The sequence below is a fragment of the Cupriavidus sp. GW821-FHT02F09 genome (assembly GCF_059421605.1).
Genome location: NZ_JBWKVH010000001.1, coordinates 468,470 through 486,663 on the forward strand (window position 1 = coordinate 468,470; position 18,194 = coordinate 486,663).

General features: G+C 61.9%; 21 protein-coding genes. 9 read left to right on the forward strand and 12 right to left on the reverse strand.

Annotated features, from left to right (window positions below; genetic code table 11):
• Window positions 1–22 precede the first annotated feature (22 nt).
• The 5 genes from AC07XB_RS02335 to AC07XB_RS02355 all read right to left on the reverse strand — a co-directional run bounded on the left by AC07XB_RS02335 (window position 23) and on the right by AC07XB_RS02355 (window position 4,119).
• Window positions 23–769 (reverse strand): fimbrial biogenesis chaperone, encoded by a 747-nt coding sequence (locus AC07XB_RS02335; RefSeq protein WP_492827068.1) that lies wholly within the window; start codon window positions 767–769, stop codon window positions 23–25.
• Between the two features lie 146 nt (window positions 770–915).
• Window positions 916–1,467: a fimbrial protein gene (locus AC07XB_RS02340; RefSeq protein ID WP_492827066.1), complete on the reverse strand. Its 552-nt coding sequence runs from the start codon at window positions 1,465–1,467 to the stop codon at window positions 916–918.
• A 234-nt stretch (window positions 1,468–1,701) separates the two neighbouring features.
• Window positions 1,702–2,358: a response regulator gene (locus AC07XB_RS02345; RefSeq protein ID WP_492376524.1), complete on the reverse strand. Its 657-nt coding sequence runs from the start codon at window positions 2,356–2,358 to the stop codon at window positions 1,702–1,704.
• A gap of 196 nt (window positions 2,359–2,554) precedes the next feature.
• Complete coding sequence (locus tag AC07XB_RS02350) at window positions 2,555–2,770, reverse strand: hypothetical protein (RefSeq protein WP_493688024.1); 216 nt, start codon at window positions 2,768–2,770, stop codon at window positions 2,555–2,557.
• A 233-nt stretch (window positions 2,771–3,003) separates the two neighbouring features.
• Entirely contained in the window at window positions 3,004–4,119 is a 1,116-nt protein-coding gene (locus tag AC07XB_RS02355) for an EAL domain-containing response regulator (protein WP_492827064.1), read from the reverse strand.
• Between AC07XB_RS02355 and AC07XB_RS02360 the strand changes: the two genes are divergently transcribed.
• Together AC07XB_RS02360 and AC07XB_RS02365 are read left to right on the forward strand one after the other, a co-directional pair.
• Window positions 4,093–4,491 (forward strand): hypothetical protein, encoded by a 399-nt coding sequence (locus AC07XB_RS02360; protein ID WP_492827062.1) that lies wholly within the window; start codon window positions 4,093–4,095, stop codon window positions 4,489–4,491. The two genes, AC07XB_RS02355 and AC07XB_RS02360, sit on opposite strands and share 27 nt — an antisense overlap.
• A gap of 102 nt (window positions 4,492–4,593) precedes the next feature.
• Complete coding sequence (locus tag AC07XB_RS02365) at window positions 4,594–5,271, forward strand: response regulator (protein ID WP_492810266.1); 678 nt, start codon at window positions 4,594–4,596, stop codon at window positions 5,269–5,271.
• Between the two features lie 429 nt (window positions 5,272–5,700).
• On the opposite strand, the gene AC07XB_RS02370 is transcribed toward AC07XB_RS02365, so the two are convergent.
• Window positions 5,701–5,826: a hypothetical protein gene (locus AC07XB_RS02370; protein WP_492375077.1), complete on the reverse strand. Its 126-nt coding sequence runs from the start codon at window positions 5,824–5,826 to the stop codon at window positions 5,701–5,703.
• Window positions 5,827–6,034: 208 nt separating this feature from the next.
• Window positions 6,035–6,241 carry a hypothetical protein gene (locus AC07XB_RS02375; RefSeq protein WP_492375076.1) on the reverse strand — a complete coding sequence of 69 codons (207 nt, stop codon included), beginning with the start codon at window positions 6,239–6,241 and terminating at the stop codon, window positions 6,035–6,037.
• 414 nt (window positions 6,242–6,655) lie between these two features.
• Here AC07XB_RS02375 and AC07XB_RS02380 point away from each other — a divergent pair, with 414 nt between their 5' ends.
• The 4 genes from AC07XB_RS02380 (at window position 6,656) to AC07XB_RS02395 (ending at window position 9,933) form a co-directional block, all read left to right on the forward strand.
• The gene (locus AC07XB_RS02380; protein ID WP_493688029.1) at window positions 6,656–8,380 is read left to right on the forward strand and encodes a hybrid sensor histidine kinase/response regulator; all 1,725 of its coding nucleotides are present in this window, start codon (window positions 6,656–6,658) and stop codon (window positions 8,378–8,380) included.
• 240 nt (window positions 8,381–8,620) lie between these two features.
• Entirely contained in the window at window positions 8,621–9,013 is a 393-nt protein-coding gene (locus AC07XB_RS02385; RefSeq protein ID WP_150985900.1) for an RT0821/Lpp0805 family surface protein, read from the forward strand.
• Between the two features lie 45 nt (window positions 9,014–9,058).
• Window positions 9,059–9,358 carry an SMR family transporter gene (locus tag AC07XB_RS02390; protein ID WP_492810339.1) on the forward strand — a complete coding sequence of 100 codons (300 nt, stop codon included), beginning with the start codon at window positions 9,059–9,061 and terminating at the stop codon, window positions 9,356–9,358.
• 230 nt (window positions 9,359–9,588) lie between these two features.
• Window positions 9,589–9,933 carry a DUF2950 family protein gene (locus AC07XB_RS02395; protein WP_492827060.1) on the forward strand — a complete coding sequence of 115 codons (345 nt, stop codon included), beginning with the start codon at window positions 9,589–9,591 and terminating at the stop codon, window positions 9,931–9,933.
• Window positions 9,934–10,343: 410 nt separating this feature from the next.
• On the opposite strand, the gene AC07XB_RS02400 is transcribed toward AC07XB_RS02395, so the two are convergent.
• Window positions 10,344–10,652 (reverse strand): hypothetical protein, encoded by a 309-nt coding sequence (locus AC07XB_RS02400; protein ID WP_492810271.1) that lies wholly within the window; start codon window positions 10,650–10,652, stop codon window positions 10,344–10,346.
• On the opposite strand from AC07XB_RS02400, the gene AC07XB_RS02405 reads away from it, so the two are divergent.
• Entirely contained in the window at window positions 10,652–12,076 is a 1,425-nt protein-coding gene (locus tag AC07XB_RS02405) for an aminotransferase-like domain-containing protein (RefSeq protein ID WP_492375074.1), read from the forward strand. The two genes, AC07XB_RS02400 and AC07XB_RS02405, sit on opposite strands and share 1 nt — an antisense overlap.
• A gap of 74 nt (window positions 12,077–12,150) precedes the next feature.
• Here AC07XB_RS02405 and AC07XB_RS02410 read toward each other — a convergent pair whose 3' ends face one another.
• The 4 genes from AC07XB_RS02410 to fdhD all read right to left on the reverse strand — a co-directional run bounded on the left by AC07XB_RS02410 (window position 12,151) and on the right by fdhD (window position 15,288).
• The gene (locus AC07XB_RS02410; RefSeq protein ID WP_416048496.1) at window positions 12,151–12,408 is read right to left on the reverse strand and encodes a MoaD/ThiS family protein; all 258 of its coding nucleotides are present in this window, start codon (window positions 12,406–12,408) and stop codon (window positions 12,151–12,153) included.
• A gap of 43 nt (window positions 12,409–12,451) precedes the next feature.
• Complete coding sequence (locus AC07XB_RS02415) at window positions 12,452–13,030, reverse strand: molybdenum cofactor biosynthesis protein MoaE (RefSeq protein WP_492810341.1); 579 nt, start codon at window positions 13,028–13,030, stop codon at window positions 12,452–12,454.
• A 46-nt stretch (window positions 13,031–13,076) separates the two neighbouring features.
• Window positions 13,077–14,135: a GTP 3',8-cyclase MoaA gene (moaA, locus tag AC07XB_RS02420; RefSeq protein ID WP_492827347.1), complete on the reverse strand. Its 1,059-nt coding sequence runs from the start codon at window positions 14,133–14,135 to the stop codon at window positions 13,077–13,079.
• Between the two features lie 283 nt (window positions 14,136–14,418).
• Window positions 14,419–15,288, reverse strand: a complete 870-nt coding sequence (gene fdhD / locus AC07XB_RS02425; RefSeq protein ID WP_492827058.1) for a formate dehydrogenase accessory sulfurtransferase FdhD — start codon at window positions 15,286–15,288, stop codon at window positions 14,419–14,421.
• Window positions 15,289–15,769: 481 nt separating this feature from the next.
• Between fdhD and AC07XB_RS02430 the strand changes: the two genes are divergently transcribed.
• The gene (locus AC07XB_RS02430) at window positions 15,770–17,170 is read left to right on the forward strand and encodes a cytochrome ubiquinol oxidase subunit I (RefSeq protein ID WP_492827056.1); all 1,401 of its coding nucleotides are present in this window, start codon (window positions 15,770–15,772) and stop codon (window positions 17,168–17,170) included.
• Window positions 17,171–17,174: 4 nt separating this feature from the next.
• Window positions 17,175–18,182, forward strand: a complete 1,008-nt coding sequence (gene cydB / locus AC07XB_RS02435) for a cytochrome d ubiquinol oxidase subunit II (protein ID WP_492375081.1) — start codon at window positions 17,175–17,177, stop codon at window positions 18,180–18,182.
• The last annotated feature ends 12 nt before the right edge of the window (window positions 18,183–18,194 follow it).

Genomic DNA, 18,194 nt, shown 5'->3' on the forward strand with positions numbered 1-18,194 from the left:
GATGACGTGCCGACCGGCCAGGCTACTGCCGCAGGTCGGTGACGACGGGCATCTGGGTATTCTTGCTGCCGCCCCAATCGTCGATGCTGTTGAACTCGACGGTCGCTGGCGCGGTGGGCATCGATTCCAGCCCCTTGACCGGGAAGGTCTGCGACGCGCCGGGCAGCACATGGCCCATGCCGGCATCGAGTGTCGTCCCACCCATCTTCAGCTGGACGCTGCCAAGGCTGACGACATAAGGGGTCGGGTTGATGGTTTTCAGGACATACTGGTGCTCGCCTGTGCCCCTGGTGAGCTGCCATTTGAGCTGGGCGGGGGCTTCCTCGGCTTTGCCGGGCAGGCCGGTCGGCCGGTACATCAGCTTGATCCGTGTGCGAAAGGCGACCTGGAGCAGGTTGCGCTCATCCTCGGCGCTCGGCTTCGGGGGAACGTCCAGCACGTTGAGCCAGAACAGCGTTTCCTTGTCAGTCGCCATCGGCTCGTTGGTATGGATCACACGCAGGGTCTGGCCTTTGCCCGGCTCGACCCGGAACATGGTCGGCATGAGCGTGAACGGCACGTCGATCTTGTCCGGCGTTTCATTTTCATTGCCGTTGCCCTTGTCGATCCAGGCCTGAACCAGCGAAGGGAGCTTGCCATCGTTCGTGAGCTTGATGGTCATCTCGCGCTCTTCGGCGGGAAAGACCAGGCGGGTTCCTGACACGACGACCGTGGCATTGGCCGTTGTCGCAATCGATGCGGAAACAATCGATGCCGACGCAATCGCCATCGCGCTCAACAACTTCGGAATGCTGTGTCTCATCTTGACTGTCCTTTGAGTTATACCTCCTGTCGCAAGCCGCCGACCCGTTCAGGCCGGGCGGCTTGCAAAGCTGGTACGATCAATCCCCGGAAATCAGGGATCCGTCTTCGCGCTTAGGGATACATCAGGGTGTATTGCACGAACGAGTTCGCGGTACCCGCCGTTGCCACGCCAGTTGCCGTGTATTCGGCGGCGTAGCTCATCTTCGCGGCACCGCTGGTGGCATCGATGTCCACGATCTGCGAGTTCTGGTCGGCGCTGGCTGCACCCACCTTGATCGGCTTGAACTGATCGTTCAGCAGGCCGATTTCCACGTTGCCCGCGGCGTCGGCGCCTTGCAGCTTCAGACGGCCGGTGTCGGCGTTGACGCTCGTGCCGGGTTCGAAGGAAACCGAGACCTTGGTCGGTGCATCCTTGGCGACGCTGCAGCCCGTCAGCGCGAGGACGAACGGCGTACGGCCCGCAGTGGCGCCAGCCTTGGACAGCGCGCTGGTGCTCGCGCGCGGCAGCGCCACGGTCAGGTCGTTGGTGCCGGCGTTGATCTTGCAGGTGGAGGCGATCACGTTGCCGGTGAAGTTGATCGTGCCGTCGGCGGCTTGCGCCGAACCGGCTGCGGTCATCAGGCCAGCCGTTGCCAGGGTGATTGCCAGAATTTTCGTTTTCATTTTCAAGTTTCCTCTCGGAGGTTGTTAAAAGTAAGTTGCAAAGGTTGCTTGAAATGCGTGGCCACTCAGCAATATCGCGAGCGAACGGCTTTGCATTCATGCAAGGGTCGAGGCTGCACACTCGTTCATGAGTGATTACCTCGGTACTGAGTGGCTCACAGCCGGTACTGTGGGCGACCCGGTATCAGGGAAGCCAGCCAGAAGATGGCGGGGTGCCGCTGCGAATGCAGTTCATCAATGCTGGCTATGACTAATGTCATTGCCATACTTGATGAGATCAACATTGCTCTTTATGCCGAGCTTTCGCATGGCGCTCATCTTTTGGCAGCTGATTGTCTGCTTGCCCTTCTTGAGAAGGACTGCGATTTCACCGACGGTCAAGCCCGATATATAGAGGCGCATTACCTCGGTTTCTCGGGCCGAGAGCGGTTGTGACCGATCGATGCTGGACTGCAAGCAAGCTAGCGCCAGGCGGACCCGTGGAGAAATGTATTCCCCGCCTGAAGCGCTGACATGAATGGCAGTGATTACCTCGGTTGCATCATCATGCCGACCCACGATGGCGGAGACGCCAAGGGCCAGAACAGACTTGATGATGGCGGGCTGCTTGTATCTGGTCAGTACAACAATTTTCACGTTTGGGTGAAGCCGGCGGAGGCGGGATAAATAAGACAGCCCATCGCCGGATTCTCCACCACGAATGGAGTAGTTGGTTACAACAACATCACAACTGATGTCGGACAAAGTGCTGAAGAGTTCAGCTGACGATTCACATGATGCCAGGACGTTTATCGTCGGAATTGAATTTAGTGCGCATTTCAAGCCATCCAGTATCAATGGAGTGTCGTCGGCTATCACCACGTTTATATTTAATCTACGCATATTAACCATGGCCCCTTTGTTTGCTGATTGTCTGGTTATCCCCTATAGCGATGGTGACGTGTGGAGTTGCAAGATGTGTATCTTCTACGATTCCTCGTCCCAGATACATAGGACATGTACGAAATTTTCAGGGCTTAATAGGACAAGTCCTAATTTTTACAATTGTTGACACTTTTCATCCCCCGGGTCACAGGCGGGAATTCCATCAATTTTTCATCTGCGGCCCGGCATCTCCGGCGACGTCAGGGCGCGCTGTGGCGCGGGTTTCGGGGTGGCAGCCAGTGTTGCGGGCGCTACATAGCAGCGCGCAGGTGGCCGTCTTGCCGGGCTTGTGCTTGGCTGTGCCCAACGGGCTGGTGCTTGAGCGGGGCGCCAGGATGGCTGGCAGGGCGCCCGCGGCGAGGCGTTCAGGGCGGTTCATGAGGCAACACCTTGTTGTGGCCGATGCGAGCCGGGAGGCGGTCAGCAAGGGCGGGAGGGCGGGGAGCGCGGTTGCCTATATGGCGGCAGCCAGGAAAACGGCAGCGCTAAAGGAGAGGGCGCGCCACGGATCGCCACGAATCACAACGAATCACCACGATCCGTTTCCAGGCAAAGGTCAAAACGACGACAGGTGACCGTAATTGACGGTCGACGGCAGCGCCATGCGCCGGATCAGCTTGCGGAGAAGAAGCGTGGGACGGCGTCTTGCTGGATGGCGGGCGATATCAGGAAGCCTTGCGCCCTGTGGCAGCCAAGCTCCTGGAGAAGCCGCCGTTGGGCTTCGGTCTCCACGCCTTCTGCCACCACGGTCAGGCCCATCTTGCGCCCAAGCTGCACCACGCTTGAAAGGGCGGCACGGAAGGCGTCGATCATGATGGCGTCCTTGACCATGGACCGGTCCAGCTTCAGCTCCGTGAAGGGCGTCGCCACCAGTCTGTAGAACGAACTGAAACCGCTGCTGAAATCATCCTGGGCCAGGCCAAAGCCGTGCATGCGCAAGCGGCATGCGCCAGCGTAGTAGTTGCTTTCCTGCATTTCCATGGAGTCTTCGGTCAACTCGAAGCAGATGCGCCGTGGATCGCCCTTGGCCGCTGTTACCTGCGCATGCAACCGATCGGGAAGATCCGGGTCATCCAGCAGCCTGGTGGTGAGGTTCACGGAGACGGCAATATCGTGGCCGCGGGCCTTCCAGTCTTGCTGGGCGGCGAGCGTCTGCGCCAGCATGGTCTGCAGCAAACGGTCCTCAAGCCCCTCGCGCTCGATGGCGGGCAGGAAGGCGCCGGGCAGCAGGAGCCCGAATTCCGGGTGTTCCCAACGCACCAGTGCCTCCGCGGCATGGCCCAGGTCGTCGACCAGCGCGTACTTCGGCTGGAACCAGGCTTGCATTTCGCCGTTTTCCATGGCGGCGATCAGGGCGTCGCGGTGAAAATCCGGGGTGTTGCCGGGGCGGGCGGGACGGACACGCTTCACGCTCTCGCCATACGCGCCAAGCGCCGCATGCACGCCTTGCTGGGTGAGCGGCTTCGGCAACGTTGCCATCACCGCGATGCCCCGCGACTCGGCGACCTTGCGGGCGCCCACCAGTATCGGCCGCGGCGCGGTGCTGGTGATGACCAGCGCCGGTGCGAACGCGGACGTAGGCAGGCTCTGGATGATCTGGATGCCGTCAACGCCGGCCACATTGAGGCCGGTGACAACCAGGTCGAAAGGGCATTCGCCCAGGCGCTGCAAGGCTTTGGCTCCATCGGTGTAGCCTTCGACATGATGGTCGCCCTGACAGGCGAACATCTGCATCGTGGTGGAGAGATGCAGCGGAGTCTCTTCCACGACCAGGATGCGATGACGGCTCGCATTGCCCGGAACCGCGGGCTTATCGTGGGTGCGCGCGCCGCAACCATGCAATGGCGTGCCATGGAGTTGGGCTTGATGCAGAGCGAGGGTGCTGAGAGATCCTTTCATACCGACAGGATAAAAGGATGGCAGGCATTACTAAATAGGACGAGTCTGATTCTGCAGGTCAGAGTGAAAGAAATCGACGCGCCAGCCATGCCCGGCTGGCAAGTGCGGGGGCAAAGGCACGGATCGTATACCATGGATATGGTCTACTTCGCACTTATAGGCGGAAAAGTGATCGAAGAGTATCATTGCGGCCAGGGTTGAAACCCCTGGCGCCGTGTGGACCAAGAACGGTTCGTGGCGACGTTGCGCTATTCGCCATTCGCACCTTGGGGTCTTGTGCAATTTTCTACAAGCGTGGGCTTGATGGATGACTTTCATTTGCGTGTCATGGTGGCGGACGATCACCCAGTCACGTTGCTTGGCATTGCCCATTCGCTGCAGGGGGCCGGCGGCATTGAGGTAACCGGCACAGCCTCGAATTCCACGGAGCTGGTCGATGCGCTCGGCAAGCAGCCGTGCGACGTGCTGGTGCTCGACTATGTCATGCCGGACGGTAAGTACGGCGACGGACAAGCACTCATCTCTATGATCTTGCGGCGGTACCCCGAGGTGCGCATCGTGACCATCACCATGGTGGACGATCCCGCGGTGCTGCGCGCCATCCAGACGCTTGGCGTGACCTGCATACTGAGCAAGTCCGATGCCATGGCGCATATCGTCACCGCCGTGCATGCCGCCTATACCGGTGGGCAATACGTGTCGCCCACCGTGGCGTCCTTGCTCGAAGACCAGGAGGACCCGGGCGCCACGCGCAAGCTGAGTGCCCGGGAGGCGGAAATCGTGAGATTGTTCCGGGCGGGCTACAAGGTGGGCGAGATTGCCGCCCAGCTGCATCGTAGCAAGCAGACCATCAGCGCGCAAAAGGTTGCGGCAATGAAAAAGCTCGGGGTCACGCGCGACGCGGACCTGATCCGCTACAGCGGCAACGAGACGCAGCCGGAGCCGCAGCCGGAGCCGGAAGACGGCCAACAGGAAGCGTGACGCCCGGCTGTGCGCCTGATAGGTCCAACAGAAGCAGAATGATGTCAACGTCGCCGTGAAACTGAAGCCCCTTGTCAGGCACCGCATTTCCCGCGGCCGCCGCGACTTCAATCCAGAGTTGATGAAGCGGTATCAGCTCACCCTGCTGTACGGCGGTGGTGCCGCACTATCGGCTTTCATCCTGCTGTGCTCGGTGCTGGCCGTGTGGATGGCGGCCAGTGACTACAATGCGGCCGCGCGCGCGGGCTTTCTGACGCAGCAATCCAGGCTCCTGGTCAGCATGACGGGGGCCAGCGCGGTCCTGAAGCGGGGCACGGGCTATGCGGAAGGCGTGTGGGACCGCCATGCGCTGCCGTCGCCAGCCTTGCGTGAACAGTACCTTTCCAATCATGGCCAGTTGCGGATCATTCAGGATTCGGGCCGCCGGGTCTATGCCGTGACCACCGAGGTCAGCGACGCCCGGCCCGCTGCGAGCTTCTTGCCGCTTCTGGCAATGGTGGAGAAGCAGCTCAAATCCAGTGTCGTGCTGACGCGCACGCCCGAGCTTTCCGCCAACACCTATTTCCTTTCAGTACAGGGGGATTTCCTGGCCACGCTGCTCCGGTCGGGAAGCGGCTACGCGGTACCGGTGTCCCGCCTGCCCGATGCGCTCCGATTGTTCAAGGAGGCTTGGCCAGACGTCGTCAGCCTCACGCAGGCCGCGGTGGAGCATCCCGAAGCCACGCCGGCGGACGTGATCTGGATGGCGCCGCAATTCGATCCGCTATCGGGTGAACTGGTGGTCCGCTTCGCACAGTTCCTGTTCGACAGCGATAGGAGGCCGCTCGCCGTCGTCGTTGCCAACAGGCGTCCAGGCCGGTTCCTGAATGGCCTGCAGAATCCGGTCGATGGGGGCGAGTTCGCCATTCTCGACGGGCACGGCAAGGTGCTGTTGACGCCTGACGCCGAGCGCAGCGACTTCATCAACCATGTGGCTGCCACGCATACCGCCGCGGCGCGGCCGGGCGTGCAACAGGCCTTCAGGGACGGCGTCTTCAAGATCAGTGAGCGCCTGCCAGGGACGGACTGGACCCTCGTTTATGCTTACACGCCTTACACCATCCTGGCCGGCCTGAAGTATCGCCTGCTGACGATCAGCGCCCTTGCCTTGGTGGGATGGTTGGCGTTGTGGGTCCGCATTGTCATCTACCGCCGCAAGATCCTCATTCCGGGCTACCGGCGCGCAGTGCGCCTGAAGGAGAGCCAGAAGCTCAACCGCGCGCTGATCCATACCGCACCGGTGGGCCTTAGCCTGCTTGCGCAGGCCGATGGCCGTGTGATCGTGGGCAACAACGTGATGGCGCGGTATGCCGAGCAGGTTGGCGCGCCGCCGCTGAGCCAGCGCATGTGGGAGCTCTATCGGCGCGCGTCGGAGGCGCGTCCGGGCCGTCCGAACAGGAACCGGCCGTTGATCGGCCAGGAGCTGACCCTTGGGACGGACACGCAAGCCTTGACGCATCTGCTGGTGAACTTCACCCATGTCAAGTATCGCGGGGAGGCGGCGCTGCTTTGCGCGTTGCACGACATCAGCGCGCAGAAGAAGACGGAGCAAAAGCTCAGGGAGGCGCGCCAGGCGGCGGACCAGGCCAACAAGGCCAAGTCCACGTTCCTTGCCATCATGAGCCACGAGATCCGTACGCCGCTGAATGCGATGATCGGCTGCCTGGAGCTGATGGGGCGCTCGCCATTGTCTGCCGGCCAGCGGCGAAGGCTGGAGATCGTCGAGTCGTCGTCCGCTTCGCTGCTTCGCATCATCAATGACGTGCTGGACGTGTCCAAGGTGGAAGCGGGGCAGCTGACGTTCGAATCCATTCCTTTGCGTTGCGACCAGCTGCTGCAGAATGTGCGCGACACGTTTGCGCCGCTTGCGGAGGCCAAGGGCCTGGCGCTGGCTTGTGAAATCTCGCCCGGTGCCGCCGGCTACTTTCTTGGCGATCCGACCCGGATCCGGCAGGTGATCGCCAACCTGGTCAGCAACGCGATCAAGTTCACGGAATCCGGCCAAGTGGTAGTCCGCGCCGCCTTTGTGCAGGACAACGAGACATCTGTCGTGCAGTTCGAGATTGCGGATACCGGTATCGGGATAGATCCAGCCGTCGTGCCAACCCTGTTCGCGCTCTACACGCAGGCTGACAGTTCCATCCATCGACGTTACGGAGGCACCGGCCTCGGGCTGCCGCTGTGCCAGCGCATCGTGGAGGCAGCGCAAGGCCATATTTCGGTCAGCTCCACGCCGGGGCAGGGCAGCACCTTCACGGTCAGGTGGCCATTGCAACGCACGGAGGAGCCTCCCCAAGTCGCACAGGCCGGGAGAGCGGCGACAGCCAAGGCATCGGACGCTGCCAGCGCGGTGGAGTCCGGTGATGGCGAGCGGCCCATCCAGGTGCTTGTCGCGGAAGACCACCCGGCAACCCGTGCCATGCTGGCCGACCAGCTCGAGCAACTCGGCATTGACGCGACGATTGTCGAGCATGGCGGGAAGGCATTGGAGGCGCTTGCGCAAAGGCAATACGACATCGTGCTGACGGACATCGGTATGCCGGTGATGGATGGCTATGCCTTGGCATCGGCCATCCGGCAGCAATATCCAGGCTTGCCCGTCGTCGCGATGAGCGCGCATAGCACACCGGAACAGGCGCAGCGCAGTCTGGAATCGTCCATTTCCACGGTGCTGGTCAAGCCCTTGCCGCTCGCGGTGCTGGGGCGCGTTCTGCGCTCGCATGCTGGCCGCAGCGCGCCAAAGGAATCCGATAGCGACAAGACATTGCCCGAGTTGCCGGAATTGCCGGAATTGCCGATCACCCCGCAGATCTGTGAGGCGATGCACTCCGCCACGCGGCAGACCATGGCGGCCATGACAGATGCCTTGCGGGCGGGCAACGCCGACGCCGTCCTCAATGCACTGCACTCGCTGAGCGGAGGCTTCGCACTGGTGGGAAATGCGACCCTGGCGGAACTATGCAACGGCCTGCAGCAGTTGGTCAGGAGCGAGGGGCTCGAGAGCTTCCAGGGGCTATGGCCGGCGTTCCAGCAGGAAATCGAGGATGCGCTGGGGGAGTTGAAGGCCTGACGGCGGTCATCGCGGCGGCTTGCGAATGCGGCCGCGGCAAATCGGCTCGCCACGAGCCGCGGCAGAATCCCCCTTGCGGGGATGCAGGCTAGCGCTCGGAATACGCACTCGATCATGCGTGGCTATTGCGCTACCATAGGCAGCTTTTTCATGTTCTGCAAAGAGCTGGCGGCCTAGTCGACAGACGTTTGCCGGGTCATGTTCCCCGCTCTTTCAGCGACCCACTTAAGGATACCTTTCATGTCGCTTCGCCTGTTTCTCCGACGCGCGCTGCTCTGCGCCGTCACGCTTGTTCCTGCCGCGCCGGCTCTCGCATACTTCGACTCGTTCATCCATGGCACCGTGATCGGGAGCATGAGCCAGAAGGAAGCGGCCGCACTATACAAGACGGTCAGCAAGACGCTGGACGATGGCGCCGACGGTGCGGTGGTGCCGTGGACCTACCCGGCGTCGGGAAAACGCAAGCCAATCGAGGGAAATCTGACGCCGATGAACGGCAAGACCGATAAAGGCCAGTCCTGCCGCCAACTGAAGCTTCAGTTGAAACGCGCGGACCAGGAAGACAACTGGACCGGCTGGTTCTGCAAGCAGGGCGACGGGCGCTGGCGCTCGCGCAAGCTCAGCGACGGTTGAGCACCTGTCTGGCTCGGCATCCGCAATGGCGCCGTCTGGCATTTCATTGGCGATTCGGCTGCGATTGATATCGTGGCAAATATGATGCTGGAGAAATCCGATGGATTTCGAAAGGCTTGGTGGGGAGTTGGCGCAATCCTGCTCCTTTGGGCAGCTTTCCTCTTACTGGGCCAGGCCATCAAGAGCATGGATATCGCCGTCGCCTATGCAATGTGGGGCGCCATCGGCATCCTGGGAACCGCAGTTTGCGGCCGGCTACTTTTCGGGCACCGCTTGAAGCCGATCGGATGGATAGGGATCGCCTTTGTGATCGTGGCCGTAGTCGTTCTCTCATTGGTCGAATAGCGGCTGCGCAAATAGCGCGAGTGCGACAGCTCCAGCACATAGCGCACCGGGCGGTCCAGGGCACGCAGTCCGGTGGGCGCCCGCCAGCGGGCATGCAAATTACCTTGTGACGAGATGAATTCTCTCGCTTGCACTATCCATGGGCGTGGCGCAGGCACCAAAGCGGCGGGAAAGCAACGGGAAAGCGGCGGGAAAAGTGGGGCAATCTCCGCAAGATGTTCTAGAACAACGTGAACGTCAACAACCGGCGCAAGACCGACGGGTTGTACTGGCCCGCCGACTCCGATGCCGAAAAAAGCCCGCTGGGGCCGGATGCGCTGGTGATGGGCCCGGATACGCCCGCCGCCGAAGCATTCCATGGCTACCACTACCGCATCGTTACGCCTGGCAAAGGCAGCGAGGCAAAATACGTGTTCCTGGCGTGGCCGGTGGCGTACGGCAAGACCGGCACGCAGACCTTCGCGCTCGACAGCAGCGGCACCTTGTACCAGCGCGATCTTGGCGCCGGCACAACCTCACGGGCCAAGGCCATGAGCGTGTTCGCGCCGGACGCAGGCTGGGAGAAGGTGGAGTAGGGCTGAAGCGGGCACTCCTTGACCCGCTCCCTCGTGTCGGGCGAGCGCTTAATCCGGACCGCGCCGGACCACGCCGGACCGCGCCGGACCGCGCCGGACCACAACCTGGCCCTGAAGCCAGCACCGGATCCGCTTCTTCTTGCACGCGCTGCCGATCCTTGGCGCCAACGCCGGACAGGCACACTGGCCCTTGCCAGAAGAAGTGCCGATCAAGACATGCTGCGCTAAACGCGCTGCCTCGATTTTCGCGCTCAAAGTGCTCGCCGGCTGCGGCGAAACCAAATAACTTCCCTTCCGCATAGCTTGTCACGTGGCGATCTAAGCACCGCATCGCGATGTGAAGTACAGCTTTCCATATCTCGCGCCTAGACTGCAACTGTGTTCTATTTCGACGCACGCATGTGTGCTTCTTATGAATACAGCTTCGCCCCTACTATTCCTTCCAACAAAATCACGCGTGGCCAGTTCCAGTCCCCAAGGCTCGCTGACGCGCATTCATTGGAGCTACCGTCGTGAGAGACGAAGCAGGGAAGATAAGCGAAGTCCGCCCCAACCTTGTCGCTGGGTCGCACCCCGGACGAATCGACATCATTGCGCTGCCCGGCATCAGCGCCATCAGATTTGACACATGCTGTTCGGCCGCGCAGTTGCAATCGGACGATCAAGATTTCCGCCACCGCGATGCGCTTGGCGGTGACCCGGTTGGAAGGAGCGTCCATTGAAGCTCTACGAGAAGTTCGCCGATGATATCGAGCGGCTGATCCAGCAGGGTGTCTACCGCCATGGCGAACGATTGCCTTCCGTACGGCAGGCTAGCCAGCAGCACCGGATCAGTATCACCACGGTACTTCATGCTTACCTGCTGCTGGAAAGCCGCGGCCTGCTGGTGAGCCGGCCGCAGTCCGGTTACTTCGTCGACCTGCAGCGCGGAAGCGACGAGCGGCAAATGCAAGAATTGCGAGCCTCGAAGCCGATCGCCATGTCTGCCTCGGTGGACGTCAGCCGGCTGGTGCTTTCGACGTTGCGCTCGATCGGCGCCGGCGATGCCGTACCGCTCGGCTCACCGTACCCGGATCCCGTTATGTTCCCGTTCGAGAAGCTGAACCGGTATGCCTATATGTCGGGCCGCGAAAAGACGCTCTGGAACGTGACGAACGCGCTTCCGCCCGGCAATCCGCGCCTGGTCCGGCAGATCGCGCGCCGCTACCTTGAGAACGGCATGCCGGTCGACCCGAACGAGATCATCGTCACCGTCGGCGCGACCGAGGCGATCAATATCTGCCTTCAGGCCGTGGCAAAGCCAGGGGACGTGATTGCCGTCGAGTCGCCAACGTTCTACGCCATGCTGCACGCGATCGAGCGCATGGGCATGAAGGCGATCGAGGTGTCGACGCATCCCGAATACGGCATCGATATTGCTGCTCTGGCAGGGATTGTGAAGTCGCAGCCGATCGCAGCCTGCATGGTCATGCCCAACTTCCAGAATCCGCTTGGCTTCCAGATGCCGGATGAGCGCAAGCGGGAACTCGTCGAGTTACTGACGAGAGCGGACATTCCGGTCATCGAGAATGCCGTGTACAACGAGCTGTACTTCGGCGACACGCATCCCAGCACGTTGAAGACCTATGACCGCAAGGGCATCGTTTTGCATTGTTCGTCGTTTTCGAAGAGCCTGACGGCAGCCTATCGCATTGGCTGGGCGCTGCCAGGCCGCTACCGCGATCAGGTCGAGAAGCTCAAGTTCCTGAATACCCTGGCAACGCCGACGATTCCGCAGCTTGCCATCGCGGAGTATCTCGAGCGTGACGGCTTCGAGCATCATCTGCGGAGGATTCGCAAGGCCTACGCGCAGCAGGCCAACCTGATGCGCGCCATGGTTTCCCGCTTCTTTCCGGAGGGAACGCGCATGTCCAGCCCGGCCGGCGGCTACGTGCTCTGGATCGAGCTACCCGCGAAGGTCGACGCCATGCAGCTCTATCAGCTAGCGCTAGACCGCGGCATCACGATCGGGCCAGGGTATATGTTCTCGAACTCCGGCAGCTACCGGAATTTTATCCGCCTCAACTACAGCAGCCCGTGGTCGAGTCGGATCGAGGAAGCGGTGATCGAGGTCGGCAAGCTCGTCGCGATGTGTGCCCGCTGACGGAAGGCGGGTGGGGCGATACCGGGGTGGCCCTGCGTCCAGGGCCCTGCCGTCAGGCATCGGTCTGGCATCGATCAGCCGCCCGTGACAGGCGGAAAGAACGCGATCTCGCTGTCCTCGCGCACCACGAAGGCGCCATCGACCAGTTCCAGGTTGACAGCGGCCCGTACCGGCCGGTGGGTCTGCAACGCTTGCGCCGAGCGGGCGTCTCGCGATGCGAGCGTTTCCCTGATGCCCTCTACGGTGATCCCGGGCGCATGGATATCGACGATCTCTTGCGTGACGCCAAGATGTTCACGAATGCTGGCGAAGTACCTGATGGTGAGTTTCATGTGCGCTGTCCTGTTTTCGGTTTCTGGCTGGATGGGCGGGGGGTCAGCCCCAGCGGTTCACAGCCAGCTCGTCTCGTGCCTTGGATTCGACCCATTCCGCTGTGCCGTCGCGTCGGATCTCTTTTTTCCAGAAGGGCGCGTAGGTCTTGAGGAAATCCATCAGGAACTCGCATGCATCGAACGCTGCCTCACGATGCTGAGATGCGACGATGACAAGGACCACCGGATTGCCGAGCGCGATTCGACCGATCCGATGCACGATCTTCACGGCATCCAGTCGCCACCGCGCGTTTGCCTCCTCGATGATGCTCCATAGTGCCCGTTCGGTCATCCCTGGATAGTGTTCGATCTCGAGCGCCGCAACATCGTCGGCGTCACCGAACTGGCGCACGACCCCCAGGAAATTCACAACCGCACCCACATTGGGATTGCGCATGATGGGATCGATCTGCGCTGCGAAGTCGATCGGCTGGTGCTGCACGCGCACCTCGAAGCCGGCGGCGATGGCACGCTGCGCAAAGTCCGCGCTCTCCGTGCTCTGCGCGTCGTCCTCGGCGCGGGCCTCACTGCCCGTGCCGGGTGCGTCGTCGGCTGTCATCTTTGGATGGAACGTTGATGTCATTGTTGTTCTCCAGGTATCGGCTTGCTTCGTACCCACTGGTGAAGATTCAACCCCCGACGAGCGACATGCGGACAGTCGGGTAACGCTGACTCTGCCTGTTGCTGCGGGCCGTTGCGCGCAGCTCGGAATAGCGGTCGGCGCGGCCGGTCCACTGGTGACGGATCGCCTGTGCCAGCTGTGCCTCCGACGCGCTCTCCGACAGCCAGGGTTTGAGGCTGGTCCCTTGACTGGCGAACAGGCAGGTATAGAGCTGGCCGTCAGCCGAAACGCGCGCACGTGAGCACGATCCGCAGAACGGCTGCGATACGCTTGCGATGAAACCCACCTCGCCGCCGCCGTCCGTGTGACGGTAGCGGAGCGCGGTGCTCGATCCCGGCCCCGGTTCGACGGGGGTCAGGGGAAACTCGGCTTCGACCCTATCCCGGGTCTGCCGAGCCGTGAGCACCGCGGCATCGGACCAGAAGTCGGCCCCGCCGACGTCCATATATTCGATGAATCGCACCACCACGCCAGTGCCTTTGAACAGGCGCACGAGTGGGAGGATCTGGCTTTCGTTTACGCCCCGCTGCACCACCGCGTTGACCTTGACCGGCGCAAGCCCGGCGGCGGACGCGGCCTCGATGCCGTCCAGGACGCGCGACACAGGCACGTCGGCGTCGCTCATACGCCGAAATACGGCGTCTTCTACCGCGTCGAGACTGACGGTCACGCGGCTCAGGCCGGCGTCCTTGAGCGCGCGGGCCTTGGCGGCGAGCAGCGTGCCGTTTGTCGTTATCGCGATTTCCAACGGCTTGCCAGACACGGTCGTCAGCTTCGCAAGCTGCTCCACCAGTGCTTCCAGGCCGCGCCGCAGCAGTGGCTCGCCCCCGGTAATGCGGATCTTCTCGACACCGAGCGACGTGAATGCTTTTGCGATCTTGACCATCTGCGTGAACGACAGACGGTCGGCCGATGGCATGAATGCGTAGTCGGCAGGGAAGACCTCCCGTGGCATGCAGTACGTACAGCGAAAGTTGCACTGGTCGATGACCGAGAGGCGCAGATCGCGCAGCGGGCGACCGAGCCGGTCAAGCACATCGGCATCGGCATCGACGTCAGCCGATATGCGGGTGTCGGCAAAGAGGGAGGCAACGTTCTGCTTGATAGCGCTCACGATCTATCCGGTGGCATGCGAGGCGAGACTGTGGAAGGGCCGGTCTCCGGCATCTGTCTTGAGGCTTCGGGCCGGAGGGCGAGCGCGGCCGGTCTGCCAATGCGGCTGGCCTGGACTCAGCATAAGCCGGACCCGGGCGGGGTCGCGCATACAGTTCGCCGAGGATCCGAAGAGTACAGTTACGCATCGCAAAGCTCGAGAATGGCCTGCGGGAAGCGCATCTGTGCATGGCCCTTCACCGCATCCCGTGCTGTCTGCTCGGCGCCATGGCATTGATTGCCGCGTCGCAGGCCGCAGGCGTGTACTCCACGAAGCCGTCGCCACGGCAGAAGCAGAGCAGCCGGATCCCCGCCTGGCGCGCGATGTCGATCGCGAGGGTCGTGGGAGCCGAGATTGTCGCGATCATCGGGATATGGAGGCGCGCGGCCTTGCGCACAAGCTCGTAGCTGGCGCGGCTGGAAAGCAGAACGAAGCCGGCGCGCGTGTCTGCCTTGCTTCGTGCAAGCTGGCCAATCAGCTTGTCGAGTGCGTTGTGCCTGCCGACGTCCTCGAAGACCTCGAGCACGGCACCGTCCCTGGCGCACCAAGCCGCGGCATGGACGCCCCCCGTCTTGCGCATGAGCATCTGGTGCTCGGGCAACTCGCGAGTGGCGCGCCAGACGGCTTCGGTGCCGATGTCAGCCGCCGAGCCCGCGTGAAGAATGCGCGCCGGCTCCAGGTCCAGCAGCGCGATGCTCTCGATTCCGCAGACGCCGCACCCCGAACGCCCGGCGAGTGATCGCCGCCTTCCTTTCAAGATGGCGAACGCCTCTTGGGAAATTGTCAGCCTCACTTCCGCGCTGCCGGCATGGAAGAGCACTTCCATATCGAATACGTCGGAGGCGCGCTCGACAATCCCTTCGCTGAGCGAGAAGCCCAGCGCGAATACTTCCAGATGGATGGGCGTGGCCATCATCACGGCGTGCGAGATGCCGTTGAACACCAGCGCAACGGGCAGTTCTTCCGCAACGTGATCCGAGATCGGAAACTCGTCGCCGTGCCTGTGGCGAATCACCGTGCATTCGACGCTACCGGTTCGATCCATGACGGACGGGCATTGCAACATTGGGGACCCCTTGAAGGCATTAATTCAGCAGTTCAGAACATTCGTGAGTACGGCATGCCGCATGCCGTGGGCAGTCCGCGTCAAGCCTGACAGTTGGATTTATATGCGCCGCCGCGCCAAATCGCTAGAGCACAGATCCGATGGCCGCTGCTGTTGCTGCAAGCTGTATGCGAACGCCACGACTTCGGTCAGGCAGAACACAGTTTGCATGCTATCGCGATGCGCACCCGGTTTTCGGGCACAGCTCAATACGAATCGACGGAACACAGTTCTCGTGCAGCGACATTCGTTTGCATGCCCTCTCAAAACTGCACTATCGTCGTATCCAGATTTGATGCCCTCGCGCTCCGGTGTGTCTCCGGTTAGCCGGTTCGGCGTGCCCCCCTCCGGCCTCGCGCGATCCGGAAGGGCCATCTTCGATTTGAATCGCGCGGTCCTGGCTGATGCCGTGGACCCTTCCTTCCAGGTGCAAGTGAGAATCATGGAAATCTTCGATGCCTTACATCTTGCCAGGCTGCAGTTTGCCTTCACCGTTTCATTCCATATCGTCTTTCCAGCGATCAGCATCGGCATGGCGAGTTTCCTCGCCGTGCTGGAATGGCGCTGGCTGGCGACGGGGGATAGCAGCTACAAGGATATGTTCCTGTTCTGGTCGAAGGTATTCGCGGTCAGCTTCGGCATGGGCGTGGTTTCCGGCGTTGTAATGGCCTACGAGTTCGGCACGAACTGGAGCGGGTTCTCGCAGGTTGCGGGCAACATCACGGGACCGCTGCTGACGTATGAGGTACTGACGGCCTTCTTCCTCGAGGCAGGCTTTCTCGGCGTGATGCTGTTCGGTTGGCAGCGGGTGAGTGCTCGTGCGCACTTCTTCGCGACACTGATGGTTGCCTTGGGTACGCTCATTTCCACATTCTGGATCCTGGCGTCAAACAGCTTCATGCATACCCCGCAAGGATTCGCCATGGAGAACGGCCGCATTGTCCCGGTCGACTGGCTGAAGGTGGTGTTCAACCCGTCCTTTCCCTATCGCCTCGCGCACATGACAATCGCGGCGTTCATCGTGGCGGGATTCATGGTCGCCGCGTGCGGCGCCTGGCATTTGTTGCAGGGGCGGCGCGATGTGCCGGTCAAGCGCAGCTTCTCGATGGCGTTGTGGATCCTGCTGCTGGTAACACCGGTCCAGATCGTCGTGGGTGACGCGCATGGCCTCAACACGCGCGAGTATCAGCCGGCCAAGATCGCAGCGATCGAAGGTCTTTGGGAAACGGAGAAGGGCGGCACGGCGCTCAATCTGTTCGGTCTTCCCGACATGGAGTCGGAAGAGACACACTACGCGCTGAAGGTCCCTCATCTCGGCAGCCTGATCCTGACGCACAGCTGGGATGGCGAGATTCGCGGCCTGAAGGCATTTCCGCGGCAGGACCGGCCATACTCGCCGATCCTGTTCTGGACGTTCCGGATCATGGCGGGACTCGGCATGCTGATGCTGTTGACCGCGCTGCTCGGCCTGCTGCTGAGAAAGCGTGGCCGCCTCTATGAAACGCGCTGGTATCAGTGGCTCGTGCTGTGCATGGGGCCATCCGGGCTGATCGCGCTGCTGGCGGGATGGATCACGACCGAGGTCGGCCGCCAGCCCTGGACCGTATATGGCGTGCTGCGCACGGAAGATTCCGTCTCTCCGATCAGCGCCCAGCTTGCCGGGGTTTCCTTGCTGATTTTCGTCATCGTTTACTTCCTGGTCTTCGGGATGGGCGTCTATTACATGATGAAGCTGATGACGCGCGGACCGGTGCTGAACTCGCATGCCGCCGCCTTGCTCAAGCACCCAGGATTGCGTAGTCGCGCACTGGCCGCACCCTCGGATGCGCTGGAAGGAGAATGAATCCATGTCAATCGATCTGCCCGTGATCTGGGCCGCCATCATCGGCCTCGGCGTTTTTATCTATGTGATGCTGGATGGATTCGATCTTGGCATCGGCCTCCTGTTTCCATTCTTCGAAGCCAAGGGAGACCGGCAAGTGATGCTCAATACCGTCGCGCCGGTCTGGGACGGGAACGAGACCTTCCTGGTGCTCGGGGGGGCCGGGCTGTATGGCGCCTTCCCGGTCGTCTACGCAACGCTGCTGCCGGCGAACTACCTGCCGCTGATCCTGATGGTCGTCGGCCTGATCTTCCGGGGCGCGGCATTCGAGCTGCGGGCGAAGGCAAAGCGGACGCAGCATCTGTGGGATCTCGCCTTTATTGGCGGCTCCGCGCTGGCGTCCTTCTGCCAGGGAATCGTGCTGGGTTCGCTCCTGCAGGGGATCAGGATCGTCGACGGCCGTTTTGCCGGAGGACCGTTCGACTGGCTCTCGCCATTCAGTGTGTTCTGCGGCATCGGCGTTCTCCTTACCTACGCCGCGCTGGGCTGCGGATGGCTGATCCTGAAGACGGACGGTGAACTGCAGCGCAAGATGCGGCTGCTGATGCGGCCTCTGGTGTGCGTGCTGCTGGGTGCCATCGCGATCGTCAGCCTTTGGACGGTACTGGGATTGCCGGCGGTGGCCCATCGCTGGTTCGGCAGCGGCAACCTTGGCTGGTTCCTGCCGGTGCCTGTCCTGGTGCTGGCCTGTGCATGGGGCATCTTCCGCGCAGTCCGGCTGCGGCACGAAGCGACCCCCTTTCTCCTGACGCTTGCGCTGTGCTTTCTCGGCTATAGCGGCTTGATCATCAGCATCTGGCCGAACATTCTTCCGCCGTCGCTGACGATCTGGGAAGCGTCTTCCAGCCCGTCCAGCCAGCTCTTCGCGCTGGTTGGCACCGTCATTGTGCTACCGGTCATCCTGGTCTACAACGCACTCCAATACCGGGTATTCCGGGGCAAGGTGCGCGAGGGCGATGCCGGCTATCACTGACCCATGCCAGAT

Bases quoted from the DNA above. Each gene is read 5' to 3' on its own strand.
- AC07XB_RS02430 (WP_492827056.1), top strand. From the start codon at position 15,770: ATGGAAATCTTCGATGCCTTACATCTTGCCAGGCTGCAGTTTGCCTTC.
- AC07XB_RS02360 (WP_492827062.1), top strand. From the start codon at position 4,093: ATGATGGTCGCCCTGACAGGCGAACATCTGCATCGTGGTGGAGAGATG.
- AC07XB_RS02350 (WP_493688024.1), bottom strand. From the start codon at position 2,770: ATGAACCGCCCTGAACGCCTCGCCGCGGGCGCCCTGCCAGCCATCCTG.
- AC07XB_RS02380 (WP_493688029.1), top strand. From the start codon at position 6,656: ATGTGGGAGCTCTATCGGCGCGCGTCGGAGGCGCGTCCGGGCCGTCCG.
- AC07XB_RS02365 (WP_492810266.1), top strand. From the start codon at position 4,594: ATGGATGACTTTCATTTGCGTGTCATGGTGGCGGACGATCACCCAGTC.
- AC07XB_RS02375 (WP_492375076.1), bottom strand. From the start codon at position 6,241: ATGGTTGATGAAGTCGCTGCGCTCGGCGTCAGGCGTCAACAGCACCTT.
- AC07XB_RS02340 (WP_492827066.1), bottom strand. From the start codon at position 1,467: ATGAAAACGAAAATTCTGGCAATCACCCTGGCAACGGCTGGCCTGATG.
- fdhD (WP_492827058.1), bottom strand. From the start codon at position 15,288: ATGTTGCAATGCCCGTCCGTCATGGATCGAACCGGTAGCGTCGAATGC.
- AC07XB_RS02415 (WP_492810341.1), bottom strand. From the start codon at position 13,030: ATGACATCAACGTTCCATCCAAAGATGACAGCCGACGACGCACCCGGC.
- cydB (WP_492375081.1), top strand. From the start codon at position 17,175: ATGTCAATCGATCTGCCCGTGATCTGGGCCGCCATCATCGGCCTCGGC.
- AC07XB_RS02345 (WP_492376524.1), bottom strand. From the start codon at position 2,358: ATGGTTAATATGCGTAGATTAAATATAAACGTGGTGATAGCCGACGAC.
- AC07XB_RS02400 (WP_492810271.1), bottom strand. From the start codon at position 10,652: ATGGACGCTCCTTCCAACCGGGTCACCGCCAAGCGCATCGCGGTGGCG.
- AC07XB_RS02335 (WP_492827068.1), bottom strand. From the start codon at position 769: ATGGCGATTGCGTCGGCATCGATTGTTTCCGCATCGATTGCGACAACG.
- AC07XB_RS02410 (WP_416048496.1), bottom strand. From the start codon at position 12,408: ATGAAACTCACCATCAGGTACTTCGCCAGCATTCGTGAACATCTTGGC.
- AC07XB_RS02355 (WP_492827064.1), bottom strand. From the start codon at position 4,119: ATGTTCGCCTGTCAGGGCGACCATCATGTCGAAGGCTACACCGATGGA.
- AC07XB_RS02385 (WP_150985900.1), top strand. From the start codon at position 8,621: ATGTCGCTTCGCCTGTTTCTCCGACGCGCGCTGCTCTGCGCCGTCACG.